4 protein-coding genes are annotated in these 25,414 nt (G+C 37.1%); all 4 read left to right on the plus strand.

Annotated elements, in window-relative coordinates:
* The first annotated feature begins 1 nt into the window (after position 1).
* The 4 genes from Q7C23_RS02210 (at position 2) to Q7C23_RS02225 (ending at position 25,365) form a co-directional block, all read left to right on the plus strand.
* Positions 2-4,336 carry a PorP/SprF family type IX secretion system membrane protein gene (locus tag Q7C23_RS02210; RefSeq protein ID WP_375030971.1) on the plus strand — a complete coding sequence of 1,445 codons (4,335 nt, stop codon included), beginning with the start codon at positions 2-4 and terminating at the stop codon, positions 4,334-4,336.
* 132 nt (positions 4,337-4,468) lie between these two features.
* Positions 4,469-22,894, plus strand: coding sequence for a T9SS type B sorting domain-containing protein (locus Q7C23_RS02215; RefSeq protein ID WP_375030972.1), 18,426 nt, complete (start codon positions 4,469-4,471; stop codon positions 22,892-22,894).
* Between the two features lie 44 nt (positions 22,895-22,938).
* Positions 22,939-23,922 (plus strand): type IX secretion system membrane protein PorP/SprF, encoded by a 984-nt coding sequence (locus tag Q7C23_RS02220; RefSeq protein WP_375030974.1) that lies wholly within the window; start codon positions 22,939-22,941, stop codon positions 23,920-23,922.
* Positions 23,923-24,177: 255 nt separating this feature from the next.
* Positions 24,178-25,365 carry a phosphoglycerate kinase gene (locus Q7C23_RS02225; protein WP_375030975.1) on the plus strand — a complete coding sequence of 396 codons (1,188 nt, stop codon included), beginning with the start codon at positions 24,178-24,180 and terminating at the stop codon, positions 25,363-25,365.
* The last annotated feature ends 49 nt before the right edge of the window (positions 25,366-25,414 follow it).

Below are 25,414 nucleotides of genomic sequence, written 5' to 3' on the forward strand. Positions count from 1 at the left end.
TATGAAGAAAATCCTACTATTCATAACTTTATTTTACGGTTTTTCAAATTCACTCTATTCCCAGGAAACTTCTGAGAATGGAGTTGTTTCGTTTTCATTACCTATCAGAAATTCATTAAAGTTTAATAGATATTTAATCAATCCAACATTTAGTTTTGTTCGCGAATCAAATCCTTATGTAAGTTTTTATAACAAAAGACAATGGGTTCAGTTTGATGATGCGCCAAATACTTATTTATTCAATTACTCCGGTCGTTTCAGAGAAAACGAAGCTTTTGCAGTGGGCTTATTTCAGCAAAATTATGGTCTGATGACCGTTTTTGGCGGAGTAGTCAATTTTGCTCATAACATCGTTTTACAGGAAGATAGTAACTTAACATTTGGACTAAACGCAGGAGTGTATAAAAGCGGTTTAGATAAAGGGAAAATAGTTTCTGACGACCCAACTATTCTAAACGGTGATTATCCTTCAAATACATTACTTACAGTAAATCCTGGTATCAATTATGGTACTGCACTTCTTGATTTCGGATTATCGGTAAACAATCTTATTCTTTACAACTTTGGTACAGGTGTGGTAAAAGACGATCCGGAAAGAGCGATCGAATTACACGCTATGTATACTGGATATCTTGATAGCTATGGCTTTTTTGACAGAAGTAAATTTTCCGGAATTGTAAAAACAGAAATTAAAAAAGATAAAACGGTTCTTTCAGGACTTGCCATGATTGCTATTCCACAGGGAGTATGGGCACAGGCTGGATATAATACTTTATACGGAATATCAGCAGGGCTTGGTGTAAATATTTCACCAAGCATTGCTGTTGAATACAACTACGAAAGAGGAATGGGTAATCTCACGAATTTAGGTGGTTCCCATGAATTTGTAATTGCGTATAAATTCAAAAGTAAAAATTACTATTACGGCGATGATGATGAAGGTTCGCTTATCGATCCTACTAAAGCAAAACCCGTACCAGCTAAGAAAACGACTACACCAGTTACAAGAGTTGATGGAGTAGAGAAAGCCAGATTAGCTGCTGAAGCAAAAGCTGTGGCAGATGCAGAAGCAAAACAAGTAAGACTGGCCGCTGCTGAAAAAGCAAAAGCAGACGCTGAAGCAGCACGAGTAAAATTAATAGCAGATAATAAGGCTAAAGCCGATGCAGCAGAAGCCCAAAAATTAAAATTGGCTGCTGATGCGAAAGCTAAAGCTGATGCAGAAGGTGCTGCGAGAAAAACTGCTATTGCTGCTAAACCTGCACCACAAAAAACGGCGGCACAATTAGCTGCGGACAAATCAAGAGCTGATGCTGAAGCTGCTGCCAGAAAAGCAGCTACTACTGCTAAACCTGCACCACAAAAAACTGCTGCTCAATTAGCCGCAGACAAATCAAGAGCCGATGCTGAAGCATTAAAAATAAAATTAGCTGCTGATGCAAAAGCTAAGGCTGATGCTGAAAATGCTGCAAAAGCAAAAGCAGCAAGCGCTCCGGCTACACCACAAAAAACATCAGCACAATTAACTGCTGAAAAAGCGAAGGCAGATGCTGAAGCGGCTGCAAAAGCAAGACTAACTGCTGATGCCAAAGCAAAAGCGGATGCAGAAGCACTAAAAATAAAATTAGCGGCCGATACAAAAGCCAAGGCCGATGCTGCAGAAGCGAAGAGAAAAGCGGATGCTAAAGCAAAAGCGGAGGCCGCAGATTTACAATCTATTTTAGCTGCTGATGCTAAAGCTAAAGCAGATTCAGATGCGTATCAGGCTAAACTAACAGCAGATGCGAAAGCTAAAGCTGCTGCCGAAGTTAAAACGAAAGCAAGTATTGATGCTGCGAATAAAGCAAAATTAGCTGCTGATGCAAAAGCAAAAGCCGCTGAAGAAGCTGCACTAAAAGAAAAATTAGCTGCTGATGCCAAAGCGAAAGCCGATGCAGAAGCAAGACAAGCATTAATCACTGCAGAAGCAAAAGCAAAAGCGGATGCCGAAGCATTGAAAATAAAACTAGCGGCTGATGCAAAAGCCAAGGCTGATGCGGAAGCACTACAAGCAAAACTTGTTGCTGATGCAAAAGCAAAAGCTGACGCAGAAGCACTACAAGCAAAACTTGTTGCTGATGCAAAAGCAAAAGCCGATGCAGAAGCATTACAAGCCAAATTAGCTGCCGATGCTAAAGCTAAAGCGGATGCAGAAGCACTACAAGCAAAATTAGCTGCCGATGCTAAAGCCAAAGCCGATGCGGAAGCACAACAAGCAAAACTTGCAGCTGACGCCAAAGCTAAAGCGGATGCGGAAGCACAACAAGCAAAACTAGCAACTGACGCCAAAGCGAAAGCTGATATGGAAGCATTGCAGGCAAAATTAATTGCTGATGCAAGAGTTAAAGCAGATGCTGAAGCTACTGCTAAAGCGAAAGCTGAAGCAGAAGCAAAAAAATTACAAGAAGCTGAAGATGCGCGTTTGGCAAAATTAGCTGCCGATGCTAAAGCCAAAGCGGATGCAGAAGCACTACAGGCAAAATTAGCTGCTGATGCCAAAGCCAAAGCGGATGCAGAAGCATTACAAGCAAAACTTGCAGCTGACGCCAAAGCCAAAGCGGATGCAGAAGCATTACAGGCAAAATTAGCTGCCGATGCTAAAGCCAAAGCGGATGCAGAAGCATTACAAGCAAAACTTGCAGCTGACGCCAAAGCCAAAGCGGATGCAGAAGCACTACAGACAAAATTAGCTGCTGATGCCAAAGCGAAAGCAGATGCAGAAGCACTACAAGCAAAACTTGCAGCTGACGCCAAAGCCAAAGCGGATGCGGAAGCATTACAAGCTAAATTAGCTGCTGATGCCAAAGCAAAAGCGGATGCAGAAGCATTACAAGCGAAATTAGCTGCTGATGCCAAAGCCAAAGCCGATGCAGAAGCACTACAAGCAAAACTTGCAGCTGATTCCAAAGCTAAAGCGGATGCAGAAGCACTACAAGAGAAATTAGCTGCTGATGCAAAAGCCAAAGCAGATATGGAAGCTTTACAAGCTAAACTGCTTGCAGACGCTAAAGTAAAAGCGGATGCTGAAGCTACTGCAAAATTGCAAGCTGAAGCGGAAGCAAAACAATTACAAGTAGCAGAAGAAGCTCGTTTAGCAAAATTAGCGGCCGATGAAAAAGCCAAAGCAGATGCAGAAGCACTTCAGACAAAGCTTGCGGCAGATGCTAAAGCCAAAGCGGATGCAGAAGCATTAAAAATAAAACAAGCAGCTGATGACAAAGCGAAAGCTGAGGAAGATGCTGTGAGAGCTAAACTTGAGGCACAAGAAAAAGCCAAAGCCGATGCAGACGCTCTTCAGTTAAAATTAGCTGCCGACGCTAAAGCTAAAGCTGATGCGGAAGCATTACAAGCCAGACTAGCTGAAGAAGCAGAATTGAAAGCTAAGTTAGCAGCAGATGCAGCAGCAGCAGCAGCAGCGTCAGCTCCAAAAGATGATTCGGCAAAAGAAATCGAGGCTTTATCAAAAGCTATAGATGCAGCAATTACATCACAAAAAGAGCTTTATGCACAGTTTACAACAACAGTAGCCAAAAAGCAAAAAGACCTGGATGATCTTAGAGAAGAAAATGATTTAAGTGAAAAAGGAATCTACAGAGAACCTAAACCGTTTAAAAGTGTTGCTGCAGAAAATAGTCAGTTAGAGGCTTTCAAAGTACAGCTTGCTGATGCAAACAGAACATCAAAAGAGGAGCTAATCAAGCTTACCAATTTATATAACCAAAGATTAAGAAAAGTTCCAAATAAAAATGATGCTTTAAACAAAGCTTATCTTGAAAAGATAAACCAATTAAAAGCGGCTCAATTACAAATGGAACAAGATAGTGCTGCGTTACTGGCGAATTTAGAACGTATCAAAGCGGAAACTGAGATCGAGAAAAAACGTAGAATTAAGCGTGCAGCTTATGAAAATGATGAAGGAAGATACAATCAGGATGTTGCAGCTCTTAAACGTATTAAGGAAAATACAAAAGTAAGTAGTACACCATTAACGGCAAGTGATTTTGATTTTGGTGAAGATCAGTCAAATATGCAGATCATCAAGAATATCAAAAATTCTGAAAATGGTTATTATATGATTATTGCAGTTCACAGCAGTGTTGAAAAAAGAGATGAATTCCTGACTAAAGCAGTTGCTGCAGGAAGATCAGATGTTAATTTCTTTTACAATATAGCGACAAGTAAATATTATATCTATTACGAGAAATTTGACGGTTTATCAGAAGCAACTAAAGCATTAGAAGCAAAAGGTAACAAGCCATATAACGGGAAAATGGCTATCGTTAAAGTGGAGAATTAATAAATAAGTTTAAAGAGTTGGTCCTTCTTAATTGTTAAGAAGGACACATTAAAATAAATATTTTAGAATACTAATTTTTTTATTGTCTAATGCCCCTTAGAGGATGAAATGTAAGTAAACAAAAAGATGACTATGGAAAAACCTACTACTTTTAAATCAGTTAAGACTGTTTTTACTTTTATCAAAAACCTGGTTTCTGATACCCAAAATCAGTTTGAAAAGCCAGAGGCACCGTTTGTTAAAAAACAAATGTTGCAGCCGTTATTTTTGAAAGCAATACAAAACAGGAAAGCCTTTTTGGGTCTTGTGCTGTTTTTGTGTTTTAGCACTGCAAATGCACAGGTGGGAACAGCATTTTCACAAAGGCTTCCTGGCGGAAGCGTAAAGGTGAAAGGAGATATTATTTTAATTGGTAACACCGCTATCAATAAAGTAAATAATCGACCTTATACAGGTAATAAACCACCGTCCGGTTATGTTGAAAATCCAGCAAATTTCAGTACGCCACTTCAAGACGGCGTAAAATATACCGGAACAGTTACCAATTTGGCTGCTTTAACAACAGAGGCAAATCTGGATTTTAACGGTACGGGAAATAACAATGATTTTTATGTTGAGTACTCTGACATCGATAATGACAATAGTACCTTTAACTCTACTTCTGCTAACTTGTTCATAAACAATTCTTGTAAAAGCATTGTATTTGCAGGTTTGTATTGGTCTGCTATTTATCCTTATGAAAGAAGTACAGATGTAGGGCAAAAATATGCAGGTTCTTTAAGAGAAAGCGACTGGAATAAAGTAAAATTTAAAGTTCCAAACGGAAGTTATGTTGAACTTGAAGCGAGTAAAACAGATACTAAAGAAGTAATTTTTGACGGTTACAAAAAGAATGGATCAAACGTATCAGACTCGTTTAAAGACTCTCCTTATGTTTGTTTTAAGGATGTAACTAGTCTGTTGCAAAATGTAAAAAATGCTGCTGGCCAATTAGACGCTGATGGTACTTATACGGTTGCAAACGTTAGAGCAGCAAGAGGAAAACGTAATGGAGGAGGGGCCGGAGGATGGACGCTTGTTGTAATCTATGAAAGTCCAAGTCTTCCAAGCAAATATATTTCTGTTTTTGATGGATATGTAGGAGTTGATCCAGGTTCTACTGCAACAAAAACGGTTGATTATTCTGTTAGTGGTTTTCAAACTTTGCCTGTCGGTTTCCCTGTAACAGCAAAAATTGGTGTTGGAGCATTAGAAGGTGATAATCAGCTTAAAGGTGATGATTTTCAAATTAAAGCAAATACAGTAACGGCTTATACTAAAATAACTGATGCAGTAAATTTAGAAGGAAATTTCTTTGATGCTTCAATTACAAATAATGGTGCCAGTGTTCAAAATCGATCTCCCAAGAGTATCAATACGATGGGAATCGATATTGATAACGTTCTTATTAAAAATGACGATAATGAGGTTATTCCAAACAATGAAACAGGTGCTACATTAAGACTTAGTACAGACGGAGATGGTTATGGTGCTTATGTTACCACTTTTGCGGTCGACATTATTGAACCAAAAATCATTCTAACAAAAGTTGCAAAAGGTGTCCGTATAGAAAACGGTGTTGAAGTTGAATATGATTTAGATGGACTTCCTGTAACTTTAGGTCAGGAAATCAGGTATGTATTAGGCTTCAGAAATCAAGGTAATGATAATGCAAAAAGCTTTACAATTACAGATGTATTGCCGCAAAATATAATTTTTGATGAAGCGGATCTTTCTTTACCGACAGGAGTTACAAAAGAATCTTATGATCCTGCAACGAGAACAATTGTATTTAAAATTGTTGATGAGTTAGTTATAAAGTCTGGTCCGTTAACTACTTTAAGTTTTAAAGTTAGAGTGGTAAAAGATTGTAACGAATTGGTTGATGCCTGTTCTAATATAATTAAAAACACGGCAACATCAAGATACTTTGGAGATAAGAGCCCTACCAATAATGGTCAGCCTTATGGTGATGGAAGTTACTCTTTTGACACTGGCTGTATTGTAGGTGATCCAAGCTCTACAAACTTTTTGGTTGGTATTGAGGACTGTCTTTTTAACAGAGAAGTATTCTTATGTGGAAGCGCACAACTTAAAGCGGCAAGCGGATATAATACCTATGTTTGGAAAGACCCTAACGGAGTTGTATTTGGTGGAAACAATCAAATAGTTACCGTTACAAAAGCAGGAAAATATACTGTTCAAACAGGTGGTAATCCGGATTGTAAAGGAATTCTACAAAATTTTGATGTAAAAGATCAAGTTGCGGGAGCTAATGTTAATCCAATTAGTGAATATGCGAATAACATTGATCCTCTTACCAATAGACCTTATACTTGTACAAGAGATAATATTGAGTTTCCGAAAATATTTTTATGCGGAAAAAATGATACAAGAATACTAGATACTAAAATCACTCAGGCTATCAGTATTATTTGGCAGGAAACAACGGATGTACCTCCATCAGGTTTTCCATCGAGCTGTCCGTATGATACGGCACCAAACTGGACCAATGTTGGAACTCCTGGAAGAACTTTTACAGCAAACAGACCAGGAGCATTTAGAGTTGTGATTACTTATGGTAATAACTGTGTAAACACATTTTATTTTAGTGTTTTCCAAAATCCATTAGAACCAAAAGCAGATGTACAAAATATAGTTTGTGATACAAAAGGAAGCATAACGGTTACTACACCTCCAATTAATTCTGATTATACTTATAGTTTAGATAATGTAAATGGAACCTATCAGACTTCAAATGTATTTAACGATGTTAGTCAAGGAAGTCACACAGTATATATCAAACAAAATCCTGCTGCTGGCGAAACATCATTTTGTCCATTTCATATTGATGTAAATGTTGAAAAAGAAGTTTTTAGTGGAAGAGTTGAGAAAACAGATCCTTTATGTTCACCTGGTTTAGGTTCTATGAGTGTTTTTGCAGAAGGCTTGACAAAAGGCGATTATCAGTTCATTGTTAAAAAAGCGGGAACAAATACCATAGTTGCAGATTCTGGAGTAATGACTTTTCCTGGTTATATTGTTTTTGACCAAAAATTTGCGCCAGGACTATATGATGTAGAAATATTATCGCCTAAAAACGGCTGTAAAATTGTAAAAGAAGATATTGAAATACTGGATAAAGTATTAAAAGCAACTGCTACTGTTACCAAAACATTAGCTTGTGGTAACGGTGAAATTACGGTTCAAACATCTGGAGGAACACCTCTTCCGGGAGTAACGCCATCTTACTATTATAGTCTGAATGGTGTGGATTTGGGACAACTTACAGAGCCGGTTATAATTCCTATAAAAAGACCATTGCCTCCATTGGGAGAATATAAAATTGTAGTTACAGACTTCAATTCATGTAAGGTTACTTTACCAACTATTAAAGTTGTTGATATCCAAAAACCAACAGTAAACATCAATCAGAAAAATGTAACATGTTACAATACTAAAGAAGGTGAAATTTCGATTGATGTAACACCTGCAAATTCAGGATATGGGGTTTCTTATAGTGTAAACAATGGTGCGTATACAACATTGCCAACTACTGGTTTAAATCCTGGCGAATATTCAGTTGTTGTAAAATATACTTACGGCACAGAGGAATGTTTTGATGAAGCGAAAAAAATTACCATTACCGGACCAACATCCCCTTTAACAGCTTCTGGAGGAGTTGCTGAATTATCTGGTTGTGGACCAGCAGGAAATACAGATCAGGGATTAGTAAGAATTACCAACCCTCAGGGTGGTGTGCAATTTCCTGCACCAAACCCTTATAGATATAGTTTTGATGGAAAACAAACCTGGGTTTTATCAAATCAGGCATATGTAAGCCCAAGAGCAACACCATATACATTATATATCAAAGATGCTGCAGGTTGTATTTTTGAAATACCGGGTATTGTTTTAGAGAAAAAACCAACAGATCCTGTTTTTACAGTTTCTACACCGGTTTATACTTGTGATGGTAAAGGAACAGTAAACGTTACAGTACAAACGGATCCGAATGTTAATTATGCCTATAAATATTTCTTAGGTAAATTTAATGGTACCACTTACGTTTATACCGAAAATACAAATACACCTCCTTCTACTTTCAAAGATATTCCAGTTGGAGACTATAAAATTAAAGTTGAGTACGATTTATTAACGGCTGCAACATATAGTAACTTATTAAAAGAAGATTTTGGAAGTGGTCCTCCAACCACAACCCCTGGTATTGCTGCTGCGTATTGTTTTAATGACCAGAGAGAATTTGCCCCATATCAATGTAAATTCCCTGATGGAACGCCAAGTAGATCGGTAGAAGACAATGCTTATTCTGTAACAAGTTTTTTCTGGAGAGGAGATGATCTTTTAAGTAATAATACAGGAGCATGGTTTCACTTTAAAGATCACACCACAAACCCGAACAACTTAGCAAATACGGGAGATGCGAATGGACGATATCTACTAGTAAATATTGGTAGTGCAGCAGGGCCAAATGGTATTTTATACAGCAAACCTATTCATGATGTAATTCCAAATCAGCCGATTGAAGTAAATATTGCGGTTGCAAATTTATTAAGAAAAGGCATATTAGGAGATTCACCGTCAGTTTTATTCGAATTAGTGGATCCTTCAGGAAAAGTGGTAGCTTCGCACCTTGGTGGTGTTATAGCAGCTTCAACAACGGATCCAAACAGAGAGAAGTGGGTAACACCTCCAACAATTTCGTTAAATCCAGGACCTAATACAGATTTGACATTTGTTATCCGTTCCGGAAGTATATTATATGGAGGTAACGACATCGTTATTGATGATATTTCAGTTCGTCAAATACCAAAATCATGTTTGGCTGATAAAATATTAGACCTTAAAGTAGAAGATAAAAAAGCATTTACAGCTAAAGTTGATAATATCAACGGCGTTAAATGTAAAGGTGATACAAATGGTTCTTTTAACATTGTTGTTGAAAACTTTGACACTACCAATGGATTCTTCTATACATTAAACGGATCTGCGAATCCAGTTGTTTGGCAAAATTCTAAAGTTTCTCCTGTACTAGTTGATAATAGAGGAGAAGGAACCTACGATATTCGTGTTCGTTATGCCAATAATGCAACATCTTGTAATTTTACTATTACACCAAAAGTTACTGCGCCTGATGCCTTTATTGTAAATGCTATAGCTTCGACTGCAACTTGTAAGGTTGGTGCTACGGTTACAGCATCAGCAGTTGGTGGAACTGGTGCTTATACTTTTACAATTAAAGATAAAAATTCAGCGTTTACTAAAACTTTCCCAAGTGATGGAATCTTAACAGATATTCCTCCGGGAACCTATACTGTATCCGGTGTTGATGCAAACGGATGTAAGGATGCCAGAGATACTGATTTGATCATCGATAAACCGGAAAACCCTACTGCAGAAGTAGTTAAAGATGGAGGTTTATGTTTTGGTACAAATGCTACAATTACTGTAAAAATAACAGGAGGAGTAGGTAAATATACGTATCAGGTAAGTACAAATGGAGGTGTAACATATAGTAATCCTAGTGCACCTTTTGATGGGCCTACATTTACGTATATTGCAACGGCATCTGGTATTACATATGACTTTTTAATTACGGACAGCAACAATTGTGAGGCTGTTGCGGTAAGTCAAAAAATTGATAAAGCAATAACAGCTAATGCTGATGTTACTGTTCCATTAACTTGTAAATCTGGAAATGCTGCAAATGCAACTATTGAAGTTACGATTGATGGAGGAACAAGTCCTTATACTTATACGGTTAAAAATAAGGCAACAAATACTGTCTTATTTACAAGTGGATCCATTACAGGACCAAAATTTACATATTCTGCAGCAACAGCAGCAACTTATGTTTTTGATATTAAAGACGCAAACGGCTGTTCTTTCCCTGTAGAAAAAATAGTTAATACAAAAGCAGAGCCAACGGCAACATACAAAGTAGAAAACGTTACCTGTTTTGATGCAAAGAATGGTTATATTGATATTACGGCAGAAAATGGTACTGCGCCGTTTACCTACCAGTTTAATGGTACAGGCCCTTTTACAGCTACAACACATTATGGTACTTTAGCAGGATCTGCTGCAGGAATTGAATATTCATTTATTGTAAAAGATGCTACACAATGTACTAAGGAATATAAATTCAAAGTTTATCAGCCGACAGATATTACGGCTTCGGCTTCGATTACAACTCCATACACTTGTGAGACGAAAGCAACTATTACAGCATCAGCATCTGGTGGAAATGGAGGCTTTACTTATGTATTAAAAAATGGAACGACAACTGTAGCTACAAATACAGATGGTATATTTCCAAATTTAATTGCAGCCGGAAACTATACAGTTGAAATTACGGATAGCAAAGGTTGTCCTAAAACAGTTTCTGCTGGAACAATCGTAGCATTGAATTCTCCAGCAGGAATGACGCTTACTCCTACTGCAGTTACTTGTCCAAGTAATACAGCGAGCGTAACAATCACGAATGTTGTGAATGCTGCTGGAGTTGCAGTACCAACTGCAGGTCTTGAATACAGAATTAAATCTCCTACACCTCCTGGTACAACTACGTATCAGACCAGTAATCAATTTAATGGTTTAGCTGCAGGAAAGACGTACACTTTTGAAGTAAGAGATGCTAAAAAATGTGTTTACGAAAAAGAGCTTGAGATAATAGCGTTGCCTGTTATTGCTGTAACGGTTAAATCTAAAATCAGCATTGCATGTTTAGGCTCAGCTGATGGAAGTGCAATCTTCACGGTTTCAGGAATGGGTAATAATGTTGCTTACTCTTACAAAGTTGATGCATTAGCGGCTGTAACAGGAACATCTCCTGCAACAGGAGCTACATTTGATATTTCGGTACCAAACTTAAGTTCAGGAACTCATACTATCGTAGTAACCAATACAGCAACTACTTGTTCTGATTCAGAACCTGTTACAATTGCTGCGCCAACTGCAGTATTGAAATTAAATGTTACAGATGTAACACATGTTACTTGTGATAAAAAAGGAACAGCAACTATTAACGCAGTTGGCGGTTGGGGATCTTTTACCTATACGGTAAAACCTACAACAGGTCCAGCGATTGTTCAGACAACTAAATTGTTTGAAAATTTAGAGGCGGGAGATTATACTTTTGTTGTTGAAGATTTAAGAGGCTGTAAGGTTGATGGAACTTTTACAATTAACGATAAAGTTTACCCGGTTGCTGATATTGATGCTACTGCAACTGATTTATGTGCGGGATCAACAGGTGGAGCGACAATTACAGTAACTCCAATCACTAAAGCAAATTATGTGTACAGCATTAACAACGGTACACCTAAAAATAACGGAACTTTTACAGGATTAATTCCTGGTGATTATATTGTTACGGTTAAAGATCTTTCTACGGGATGTTCTATTGATTTAGCGAAACAAATAGTTGCTAAACCAGTAGTAGTTTCGCTGCATAAAATAACTAAAATCTTAGATTGTAGTTCTAGTACAGATGCTACTATTGAAGTTACAATTGCTGATGGATATCCGGATTATAAATACAGAGTAAACATTAATGGTGCAGGTTTCCCTGTTGCTTACACACCAGTTGGAATTGGAGTAAAAACATTTACTTATCCTGCTAGTGTTGCTGGTTCATATGTATTTGAAATTTTAGACAGTAAAGGGTGTATAACAGGTTTCACTGAAACGATTGCACCAAAAGTAACACCTGCTTTTACAACAACTATAGAACATGTCAAATGTTTTGGCGAAGCTACTGGAAAAATTACGGTTAAAGCTACTCCGGTTTCCGGAACTTACGAATACAGTAAGGATAATGGAGGCAACTGGCAATCATCTAATGAATTTAAAGATTTAATAAAAGGTTCTTACACTATAGTAGTTAGAGATACTAAGACAAAATGTATTCTTAGTAAATCAGTTACAGTTAATGGTCCGTCTGTTAAATTGACTGCTTCAGCGCTTGTAACAATTAAATTATCTTGTGGAACTAATAATGTAGCACAAGCTGCAACTATTACAGTTACAGCTAGTGGTGGAACTGCTTTTTCAGGAACAGATAAATACAGGTATACTTATACACAGGGTGCTACAGTAGTTGGTCCAATCACTTCTAAAACTTTTTCAACAGACCTGCCAGGATTGGTAGATATTGTTGTTACAGATGCAAATGGTTGTACTGTTCCTACTTCAGTGACAGTAGTGGCATTAGACCCTCCAGGACCTTTAGCTTTTTCAGCTCCGGCTATTACTTGTGATGCTACAAAATTAAGAACTAATTTAAAAGTGGATGTTACCGGTGGAACATTCCCATTAAAATATGAAATTACAAGTCATACAGCTGCAGCTGCACCAACAGGAACTTTAGTTGCTATAAATCAAAATTCTAGTACTTATACTTTTACAGGTTTACTTCCTGGAACGTATTATGTTAAAATTACAGATGCTAATGGTTGTACTAAAACAGGTGAGTATACTATAGCTCCTGTTGATCCAATTCAGGAATCAGGTTCAACTATTAAGAATGTTTCTTGTAAAGATGTAGCAGACGGAAGTCTTCAATTCACAATTTCTGGTAATACCAACGGAACAAATGGTTATTCTTATAGCTTAACAGGTGCCGTTTCCGGATTAATTACTACAGGTATTTCAAAAGTTGGAGATGTTATAACATACTCAGGCTTAAAAGGAGATTCATATACTTTTACTGTAACAAATAATCTTACAACATGTAATGATTCTGAAACTATAGTACTTGATAATCCTACTGCAGTTACCATTATAAGCGCAAGCGGTCCTAAGGTTTTCTGTAGCAGAAATAACAGTGTGATCACTGTAAACGCGAGTGGAGGAACAGGAACATTATATTACGCTGTGGTAAAATTAGGAGCTGCTGCACCAACTTACCCTGCAGGATATACTACTGATAATAAATTTGACAAAAATACAGTTGCTGATGGCCTTGATTATGTTGCATACGTAAGAGATGCTAATGGATGTCCAATAACAAAAGATGTTAAAATTACCAGAGATGCTGTTCCAACAGTTGATCCAATAGCAACTACTTGTTATACAGGAGGAAATCTTACTATTACCATGTCTGGAACCGTTTTTGCAGGTTCAGGAAAACAATATGGAGTAGATGGTAATTACAGTTCGAATGCAACTAAAACGATCACTGGACCAGGTACATATAAATTAACGGTTAAGGATGATAATGGTTGTATATCTGCTGCTTTTGATTTAGTTATAACAAACCAATTAAAATTAACAGTTACTCCAAATAAAGATGTAACATGTACGGTAATTCCACCATTTACTACTGTAAATGCACAAGTGACTTTATCAGCAGCTGGTGGTAACAGCACCTACACTTATGAGGTTAAAAACGGCTTAGGAGGAACTTACACCGCTATTTTACCTGCTGGTACTAATGTGTTTACCACTTCAGTGCCTGGAGATTATTACTTTAAAGTAAAATCTGCGGGATGTGAAGAGGAATCGACTGTTCCATTTACAGTAACGACTCCAATTGCTCCAACACCGACAGCAGTAGCGACGGGTACATTATGTACAGCTTCTGCAGAAGGAACTATTCAAATTAGTGTAACTGGTGGAACTCCGCCATTTACTTACACAATTGATAACTGGGCTACAAGCAATGATACTGGTTACTTTTCAGGTCTTACTGGAGCAGTAGGAGGAGGTAAAGGTTATACGTACCAGGTTCGTGACGCTAAAGGTTGTTTGAAATCAGGTGTTGCACAAGCTTTTGTAGTATCGCCAGATCCGGTCGCTTTTGAAACTGAACAAGAAAATATTGAATGTGATAAAACAGGAGGTACAGGTTCAAATCTTGGGTCGATTACAGTTAAAAATGTTACAGGTGGTACAGGATCATATGTATACCATATTAGTAATAATTTTGGTTACTCAGATACTTTTAACGCACCAACTGGTTCACCTCATAAATTTGATATCATTGATTTTGGAATTTATACGGTAGAAGTTAGAGACGCGAATAGCTGTCCGGCATCTAAAGAAATTACTATGGCTTCTCCTCCGGAGGATTTAGATATAGATATTGCTACAACACCGTCAAACTGTACCACTGGAGGAACCGCAGTTGTTACTGTTAAGGTTGTTATTCCTAGTGCAGATTATGAGTTTGCTATTTTGGAGTTTAATACTTCACCATATTCACTTAACTTTTCTGGTCCGGATGTTGTAGGTGGAACGGTTAAAACATTTAATAATTTAATACCAGGTGTAACGTATACGTTTGTGGTACATGATAAGGCAACGCAATGCTACTTCTTAAAATCGGCAAACGGTCCTATTCCGGCAGCATCTTCTTTAGTAGGTCCTGCTACACCAACAAATGTAACTTGTAGTGGCGCCAATAATGGAAGCGTATCATTTAGAGTTTCAGGTTGGTTAGCAACTACAACTGATGTAGCATATCAAATTTTTAGAGAACAGGATAATTTACCGATTATGGCTGCTCCGATAAAAGTTAATGTTGCTGGTAGTACAACTCCATTTACAAGAACTTATCCGGCGGCTTTACCGGGAACACTAGCTCCGGGAAGATATTATATCGCATATACTGAATATAATGGTGCTATTAAAGGGTGTCAGGCTTCTTCAGGTACATTTGAAATCAAACAGTCTTCAACTCCTTTAACAGTAGTTGCTTCATCACTTAAAAATGACAACTGTAAACCAAATGCCGGTATTGTTACCTCTCAGGCATCTGGTGGAACGGGACCTTATTTATACCAAATAGTGACTGATAATGGTGCGATTGGTTTTGGCGCTGGAGATACAAAACCACTAGCGACATCATTCTTATCAACTTATACTTCAAATACATTTAATGTTAACTCAGGAAATTATCTTGTTTGGGCAAAAGATGCGTATGGATGTATTGAACCTGCACCAGTTCAGATTGCTTTAGACCCAAGTCCGGTATTTGCTTTAAGTATTGATGACAAATGTGCTAAAGAAGGTGAATTTTCAGTAACAGTAAGTCAGGTTACTGCAGGTATTCCTCCGTATTACATTAAGGTAAATTCTGGTAGTTACCAACCAATTACTACGCCGTTACCATATAAAATTACTGGATTAAATTCTGGCCCTGTAGATGTAACAGTTAGAGATGCTAATAATTGTGAAACACCATTAATGCAGGCTCCAATTACACCTACACCTACAGCAACAGCTACGGTAACTAAAGTGTTAAACTGTTCTCCTGGTACTACTATTGTAAATGCTACGATAACGGTTAAAATAGAAAAAGGAACATTACCTTATGCTAAATATGAAGTTAAGAAAGGAAGTGCTGCTTATGCGGTTATTACACCTACAACTACTGTAGCGGCCGGTGTAACGACATTTACTTACTCAGTTGCGGCAGCAAATGCAGATGTATACAAATTCAGAATTACAGATGCAAATGGGTGTCAAATAGAAACTATTGAGGTTACTGTTGACCCAATTAAACCAATCATAGTTTCATCTTTAGATGTTCAGCCAAAATGTTTTGGAGGAACAGGTTCTGTAGAATTAGTTGCGACTGGCGGTCAGGGACCATTTACCTATTCATTTAAAGGTTCGGCATTTACTTCAAAAACTATCTATCCTGTAACTGCAGGTGCCTATACCTATATAGTTAGAGATGCCTTAGGTTGTGAAGCATCTGGTACAGGAACTTTATTACAGCCTTCTGCATTGGCTTTGGTTACACCAATTATTACGCCGCTTCAATGTGGTACTGGTAATGTGGCACAATCTGCAACGGTTGTTTTAGGAGCTACTGGCGGTACAAAAGACTATTTATATAGCTTTAAAGGCAGTGCTTTTACAACTAAAACGACCTATACTGTTGATGATACTAAAAATGATCAGACTATTGCATATACCATTCAAGATGCTAATGGCTGTTCAGTTAGTAGCTCGGTTACTATCTTGAAACTAGTACCTCCTACAAATTTCACAATTACGCAAGGAGCGGTAATCACTTGTACAACATTAAATACAAGTGCTACTATTTCAGCTGTAATAGGTGGTATTGGTACTAAAACGTATCAGATGATTTCTCCAGCATTCTCAGATCAGGGAACGAATGCAACATTTACAGGTTTATTGCCAGATGTTGATTATGTATTCCAGGTAACAGATGTTAATAAATGTACGGTTCAAAAACCATTTAGAATTGCTAATGTTATCAATATTAAAGCAGTAGAGCAGTATACGACAGGTATTACATGTTCAACAGCAGCAGATGGAAAAGCAAGTTTCCTTGTTTCTGGTTTCGCAGGTACATATCGTTATACACTTGATGGCGTGGCGTTTGCTGGTCCTTTTACAAGTTCAACAATTAATTTAACTGGATTAGCAAAAGGAGCTCACACAATTCAAATATTTGATAATGTAACAAATTGCTTTACGCCTGTAATAACATTTAATATTGCATCGCCAGCTTCAGCGTTAATTTTAGCAACACCTGTTGTTACACCATTAGGCTGTACAACTTCTGGTGCTGTTACATTAACCGCAAGTGGTGGATGGGGTGATTATACTTATACATTAATACAGCCAAATGGAACTATTTTGACTAATGCAGATGGTGTTTTTGAAAATCTTACGCAAACGGGACCATATACTGTTTCAGTAAAAGATTCGAATAGCTGTACAGTGGCGGTAGCAGCTGCGTTTACTTTGGTAACTGCGCCTCTACCTGTGGCTACAATTGCAGCGACATCTGACTATTGTTATTATAATACAAATTCTACGACATTGGTTGTAACTGCAACAAAAGCAGTTCCATATCCGGTAACGTTCGAATATTCGATTAATAATGGTCAGTCTTGGCAGTCATCAAATACATTCGACAAATTAACTCCAGGTGCCTATTCAGTTATGGTGAGAGATAATTTCGGTTGTGTTTCGACTGCAGTAAGTACTACAATTAATGGACGTCTTTTTGCTTCAGCAGAAAACACAAAAGACATTTATTGTACAGGTATTCTTAACGGAACAATTAGAGTAAGTGCACTTGGAGGTTACCCAGATTACAGCTATACCGTTAAAATCGGTACTGGTGCGGTATCTGCTCCTATTCCATTTGCTCCTGGTGCAACTTTTGTAGATTACAGTGTTAATGCTGCAACTCCTGGAACTTATACATTCGTAGTATATGATTCAAAAGGATGTTCGTATCCAGTACCTGCTGTTATAATGACAGCTCCAACTCCGGTTATATATACTGCGGATCCGACATCTCCATATTGTTCTCCTTCACAAGGAAACGTAAACAATGGTTCAATCTTATTTACTTTAGCACCATCAAATGATAACCCTAAATATACGTACTCTATTCAGCGTACTATACCTGCGGGCGGTGCTCTAATAACTCAGGACACTCCATTATTTAGTAATTTATCTGCGGGTACTTATGCAGTAAATGTTACATCAGGAAGAAATTGTGGTGCTCCAACTACGGTGGTTATTGATAGCCCATCTTTAGTAGTGGCTAGCGCTTCTGCAAGCCCATTTACATGTTCAAGTCCGGCAAATACCTTAAATGCAACTGTAGTTACCGTTACTGGTGCTGGTGGTGCAGGCACAGGTGCAGTGGGTGATTACACTTATAGTGAAAATGGAACAGTTTGGGAAACAACAAATAAATTTAATGTGATTGATAACGGATCTGCGCAAAACTTAACTTATTATGTGAAAGATGCTAACGGATGTATTGATGATGTTATAGTACCAATTAGTCCTTTCCCAAGATTAATTTCAGCAAAAACAGCTTTAGTTACCAAAGCAGCTTGTAATAATGCTGGTGAAGTGATCAGAGTGACTATTGCAGGAGGTGCAGTTCCTTATAATTTTGAATATCAGGTTTCAGTTGATGGTGCAGCTTATAGCACACCAGCAATACCAGTTACTGCCGGAACAAATACGTTCGATTATACAGCTACAGTGCCTGGTCATCTTTATCAGTTTAAAGTGACTGATAAAACAACAGGATGTTTCATTATTTCTGACGCGTACAAAGTGCCATTATTCGATACAGCAGAAGTTGTGGCTACTGCTTCTTCGATGGTAAAATGTTTTGGAAGTAATGAAGGAAAAATCGCGATCAATATTACAGATTATAAAGGTCCATATACTTACCAAATTTTAAATGGTGGCGTTGCCGTACCTGGTGCTTCAGGAACAGGAAATTCTAATACGGTGAATCCGTTTACAATTCCTTTTGATTTGATTGAAGGAAAAGCTTATACAGTAAGTATTACTGAAACAGCTTACCCATTCTGTACTATAATTTCAGGTAATGTTATTATTACACAGCCTCCAGTATTAGATTTATCTGCTTTGGTAATTGCTAACGTAAACCAAAACTGTAAAACTGCAGGTGCGGTATTGACAATTGATGAAACGACTATTATTGGCGGAACTCCTGATTATACTTATGCTTTTGTTCCTGCCGGAACGACTCCAACAGCTGGAGATTATCAGGATGAGAATACTAAAACAATTGCGACGACGAAAATAGCTCCGGCTTTTGATGCTTGGGATGTTTATGTAAAAGATGCAAACGGCTGTTTCCAACATGTTACGGTAAATATTTCATTAGACCCTATGCCGGCAATTACAAATGTAAGCGTGGCTAGTCAATGTTATAGTGCAGCCGGATACAGAATAGACGTTGCCGCAACGGGTGTTGCTCCGTTACAATATAGTTTAGACGGAGTAGAATTCCAGGATGATAATTTCTTTATAGTGTCTTCTCCTGGAGATTACACAGTAACAGTAAGAGATAAAAACAAGTGTGAAGTTAAAGCAACTGCTCCTGTTACAATCTTAGAGCCATTAACATTACTTGCAGAGGTTACAAAAACACCAACGTGTACAGCTGCTGATGGAACAGTTACCTTAACTGCTGGCGGCGGAACAGTTGCTCCTGTAAGTTATGTTTATACGAGAGATAACTGGACAACAACTAGTGTGTCTCCAATATTTAGTGGTTTAGCTCCTGGTATTTATACCTTTAAGGTAAGAGATACTGGAACAACACCATCTTGTGAAAAAGAAGTTACGGTTAAAATTGAAGATCCAAGACCTGTAACAGGAATTGTGGCAACACCATCACCTGTATCTTGTAATGGAGGAACAGACGGAAGTATTGCTGTAACTTTAACTGGTACAAATGATAATCCTATTTACATGTACAGTCTTGCTGGACCTGTAAACAGAGTGGCTCAGGAATCGCCAATTTTCAATGATTTACCTTTCGGTACTTATACTGTAACGGTAACTTCAGGAAAAGGATGTTCTAACACTGCAACTGCTGTAGTAGCGCAGCCAAACCCTATTGCAGTTGGTGCACCAACAGTTACTCAATATCTTTGTAATGTTGGAACGAATACACCATTAAGTGCAACTATTACTGTAGCTCCTGGCTCTGTAACAGGTGGTTCTAACAATTATATTATCTATGAATTTGTAAGAGATGGTATAACAGTTCAAAAAGATGATAGAAATACTTATACTGAAGTTGATAATTTAGGTGGAAGTTATGTGGTAAATGTATTTGACACTAACAATTGTCAAGGTTCATCTGTTGCTGCTATAATTAATCCATATGTAGGTATTGCTGATCTTGATCTTGATGTTACGCTAATTAACTGTAGAGATGGTGAGTCTGTTCAGGTTACTGCAATCGCTACAAGCGGAACATTACCAACTTTAACATACACAATTGAAGGAGTTAGTCCTACTGTATATCCTCTTACATCTAGTCCAACAGGATTATTTACTGGATTACAAATCGGTAGTTATAAAATTATTGTAACAAATACGGTAACAGGATGTAGTGTTGAGAGATTCCATACTGTTAATAATCCAAATACTTTTGATATAGTAGCTTCGGATGTTAAAAACATAACTTGTTTTAATGCTGCTAACGGAAGTATTACATTAACATTGGTAGATGAAATTATACCAGCAGACAATGCAGGTATATTTGATTACGTAATTACAGATCAATTAGGTAATGTACGTACTGGCCGTTCAACATCTGTTGAATTAAAACTTGCAAATCTTACTGCAGGTAAATATGCTGTAGTTGCGAATTTGGTTAACTCACCATATTGTCAGGTTACAACTGAGTTCACAATTGATGGACCAGATGCAGAATTAGATGTTAAAGCTGCTAAACAAGAAATTACTTGTGCGGCAAATAACAATGGTGAAATTACAGCATTAGCAACTGGAGGATGGATCGGTGACTATCAATATAAATTAGAAGGTCCGGTTTCTGTTCCATATGGTGCAGCAAATAATTTCAAGAATTTAATAGCTGGAACTTATAGAGTTTGGGTTAAGGATGTTAGTGGATGTGAAGATTTCGACACAGTAATCTTGAATAACCCAACACCAATAACTGCGACGATTGTTGCTGATAAAACGCTTCTTACTTGTTATAACAATCAGGATGCGACGATAACAGTAACTACTGTTGCTGGAGGTTCAGCGAATTATAAGTATACATTGCATGGAGTTTTAGCAGATGGTACTGTTATTACAAGAGACGCACAGCTTGATAAAGTATTTACAGATTTAGCTGCTGGAACATACTATGTAACAGTTTCAGATGACTGGACTTGTTCAGGTGATTCTAACAAAATTACAATTGGTCAGCCAGATGTAGTTAAAGCGTTATTAGCAATAGAGAGAAGTGAGACTTGTCAAATTACACCTGTACTTAGATTAACAGCTTCAGGCGGAACGGGTCCTTACTTCTATAGTGTTGACGGAATTACATATAACCCAGTATCATTTGCTAGTTATGTTGATATTCAATTACCACAAACGACAGCAGACCGTGATTATCAATATTACGTTAAGGATTCAAACAATTGTGCAAGTGTACTTTCTGGTAAGGTTCCTATGTTTGTGGTTCCTGCTTTAGAATTCGAGAAATTAGAATCTAACAACGTTCCTTGTAAAGGTGGAGCAACAGGTTCAATCTATGCTGCAGCAAAAGGCGGATTTGGAAACTATGTGTATGTATTGCTAAATGAAGCTAAACTGCCATTTACTCCAACTCCAACGCAGTTGACACCTGGAACTTTCTCTAATCTTCCGGTTGGTAAATACTATGTTGAAGTAACTAGTGGAGATTGTGAGAAGATTTCTGAATTAATTGAAATTACAGAGCCAGAATTGAATCTAACTGCAGAGGTTACACCATTTGATGTTACATGTGCTGGATTTAATAACGGAAGAATAACAATCGTTGCCAGCGGTGGTGGTGATGGTGAATATACTTATGCCATAACGCCTGAAATTGAGCAATTCTTTGATGTGCCTCTTTTCGAGAATCTGAAACCAGGACCATACACGGTAAGAGTTCAAAAAGGTTTATGTTATGAAGATTATCCTGTAGTAATTAATGATGCTATTCCTTTAGTGGCTCAGGAAATTACAGCATCACAAGTTCCGGAATTATGTTTTGGAGATAAAGATGGAGCGGCTTATGTTGAAGTAGAAGGAGGAAAAGGTCCTTATACTGCAAGTATAGTTGGTAACGGAGTTACCATAGATTTCAGAGCTCCAGATATTGATGCTAATACATTTAGTTTCTTAGGTCTTTCAGGAGGTGTTGAATACGTAGTAACAGTGAAAGATGCCAACGAATGTACGCAGGAAGTGTATATTAATCTACCGGAGCCAGTTAAAGTGATTCCAACGATAGTAGAGAATTATACTTGTGAAAACGATCTTCCGGTCAATTCAATTACAGTATCTCTTGAAGGTAATATCGCAGAAGCAAATTATCCTCAGGTTGTTTATACATTGTTATTAGATGGTGTGTCAACAGGAATTTCTCAAACAGGAAATCCTGTATTTAGAAACCTTCCTTCAGGTAATTACTCAGTAGAGGTGACATTTGCAGGTTGTACAAAACCTTCTAACACAATTACTATTGTTGCAGTTCAGCCTTTAGTAGCAATTGATGCTACTCTGGAAAGCAAAGAGATCAACACAATTGTCGTGAAAGCTTCTGGTGGTGTGAAACCTTATGAATACAGTTTCAACGGTGAAGCATTTACATCTTCTAATAGTTATCAGATCTATAAAACAGATGTTTATAAAGTAATTGTTAGAGATAAAAATGGATGTCAGGTTTATTTAGATGTACCAGGTGAATATGTTAACATCTGTATGCCAAATTATTTCACCCCTGGTGGAGCTAATCCTGAGATTGGTCCAGATTGTGGAGCATTAGCATACAAAGACCTTACATTTAAAATCTTTGATAGATACGGTAGAGCCGTTGCTACTTACAGAGTAGGTCAAAAATGGGATGGAAAATACAACGGTGAAGAATTGCCATCTGGTGATTACTGGTATGTTCTTAAACTAAATGACGAGAAAGATGCAAGAGAGTTTGTTGGACATTTCACTTTATACAGATAACAAAATAATAGCCCCTTATGATGTTGTCTAAAAAAATTATTACAATGAAAAAATTAATTTTATCCTTAGTACTCATGGCTGTAACATCAGGTTACAGCCAAGAGTTAAACCTACCAGTGTTTACTCAGTATTTGGCTGATAACCCTTTCATAATTTCCCCTGCATACGCGGGTATTGGTGATAATCTTAGAATTAGAGCCAATGGACTGACTCAATGGGTTGGAATTAAGGATGCACCGGAAAATCAATCGCTTTATGCTGATTTTAGAATTTTAGACCGTTCTGGGGTTGGAATCTCAGTTTATAACGATAAGAACGGTTATACAAGACAAACAGGTGCTAAGGTTTCGTTTGCGCATCACTTAATTCTTAATTATTATACAAAGCAATATTTATCTTTTGGTCTTTCGTATAACTTCAACAGTTTCAGAATTGATACTGATGAATTTAGAAACGATACGCAGACCGGTATTGGTGGAAATATAGATCCTGCTGTTGCAGATAATCGTTATAATGCCAACAATAACTTCGATATTAGTGCCTTGTACCGTAACAGGAATTTCTATGTTAGTTTTAATGCGAATAACGTTTTAAAGAAAAACACCGATAAATATCGTGGTGTTGAACCTAACTTGCTTTCAAATTATCAGGTTTATACCGGAATGATTTTTAAAGATGGAGAAAACAGTCGTATCGAATACGAACCCTCAGTTTTCTACCAGTATTTTGCTAGTGATAAACGTTCGTCAACGGATATAAACTTTAAGTACAGACGCTATAATCGTTACGAAGATTATTACTGGATAGGAGTTTCCTATCGTATGTTAAACGATCAGTTTCCAAAACCATTATCTGTAAGTCCAATGGCTGGTTTCATGAAATCTAAATTTTACTTTGCATATTCTTATCAGGTAATGTTCAATGATATTGCAGCTTATAATAGCGGTACACACATGATTACTATCGGATTTGATTTCTTACAGTCTATCAGTAACTGTCCTTGTACGCAAGGTCCTGTTCACGACTAATATTTATAGTTGAAAGTACTGCAGTCTGGATTTTATTTTATTTTGAAGAAAATAAAGAAGATTTTTACTGCAGTATGTTTAACTTCATAATGGTATAAGCAACCATTTTTCTCTTTTTTAATTATTAATTTGTTTTTTTTCATAAATTACATCGTTTTCGTTGTTATTGATAGGTTATTTTTACATATTTCAAATTTAATACTACTCCAAAAGTTCTATATTTGTTTTTCTTTCAAAAAATTAAAAATTTATCAAATGAAAACTTTAAACGATTTCGATTTTAAAAATAAAAAAGCGATCATCCGTGTTGACTTCAATGTGCCATTGGATGAGAATTTTAATGTAACAGATGCAACTCGTATCGAAGCTGCAAAACCAACAATTGACGCGATCTTAGCCCAAGGTGGAAGCGTTATTTTAATGTCGCATTTAGGAAGACCAAAAGGTGCTGAAGAGAAATATTCATTAAAGCATATTTTAAAAACAGCTTCTGAAATTTTAGGTGTTGAAGTTAAGTTTGCTGCTGATTGTGTTGGTGAACCAGCTCAAACTGCTGCTGCTGCATTAAAGCCAGGCGAAGTTTTATTGTTAGAAAATTTACGTTTTCATGCTGAAGAAGAAGCTGGAGATGTTGCTTTCGCAAAAGAATTAGCGTCTCTTGGAGATATCTATGTAAATGATGCTTTTGGAACAGCTCACAGAGCACATGCTTCAACAACAATTATTGCACAATTTTTCCCAACTGAAAAATGTTTTGGAACATTATTGGCAAAAGAAATTGAGAGTTTAAATAAAGTTCTTAAAAATAGCGAGAAACCAGTTACTGCAGTTCTTGGAGGTTCTAAAGTTTCTTCAAAAATCACGGTTATCGAAAATATCTTAGATAAAGTAGATCACATGATTATAGGTGGAGGTATGACTTTTACTTTCGTTAAAGCACTTGGTGGTAAAATTGGTGATTCTATTTGTGAAGATGATAAACAAGAATTAGCACTTGAAATTTTAAGATTAGCTAAAGAAAAAGGAGTTCAGATTCATATTCCGGTTGACGTTATTGCTGCTGATGATTTCTCAAATACAGCAAATACACAAGTGGTAGATGTAAAAGAAATTCCTGATGGATGGCAAGGTCTTGATGCCGGTCCTAAATCATTGGAAAATTTCAAAAAAGTAATTTTAGAATCTAAAACTATTTTATGGAACGGTCCTCTAGGTGTTTTTGAAATGGAAACATTTTCAAAGGGAACTATCGCTTTAGGCGATTATATTGCGGAATCTACGCAAAATGGTGCTTTTTCATTAGTAGGTGGCGGTGACTCTGTTGCTGCTGTAAAACAGTTCGGTTTTGAAGACAAAATGAGCTACGTTTCTACTGGTGGTGGAGCAATGCTTGAAATGTTAGAAGGAAAAATTTTACCTGGAATCGCTGCGATTTTAGATTAAAAAATCACAATTAACATTTTTTTGCATATTTTTCATTGGTAATCTATTT

The sequence above is a fragment of the Flavobacterium sp. LAR06 genome, from assembly GCF_041946075.1.
GTDB lineage: Bacteria > Bacteroidota > Bacteroidia > Flavobacteriales > Flavobacteriaceae > Flavobacterium.

Excerpts from the sequence above, each read along its gene's own strand:
- Q7C23_RS02210 (WP_375030971.1), top strand. The coding sequence starts at position 2 with ATGAAGAAAATCCTACTATTCATAACTTTATTTTACGGTTTTTCAAAT.
- Q7C23_RS02215 (WP_375030972.1), top strand. The coding sequence starts at position 4,469 with ATGGAAAAACCTACTACTTTTAAATCAGTTAAGACTGTTTTTACTTTT.
- Q7C23_RS02220 (WP_375030974.1), top strand. The coding sequence starts at position 22,939 with ATGAAAAAATTAATTTTATCCTTAGTACTCATGGCTGTAACATCAGGT.
- Q7C23_RS02225 (WP_375030975.1), top strand. The coding sequence starts at position 24,178 with ATGAAAACTTTAAACGATTTCGATTTTAAAAATAAAAAAGCGATCATC.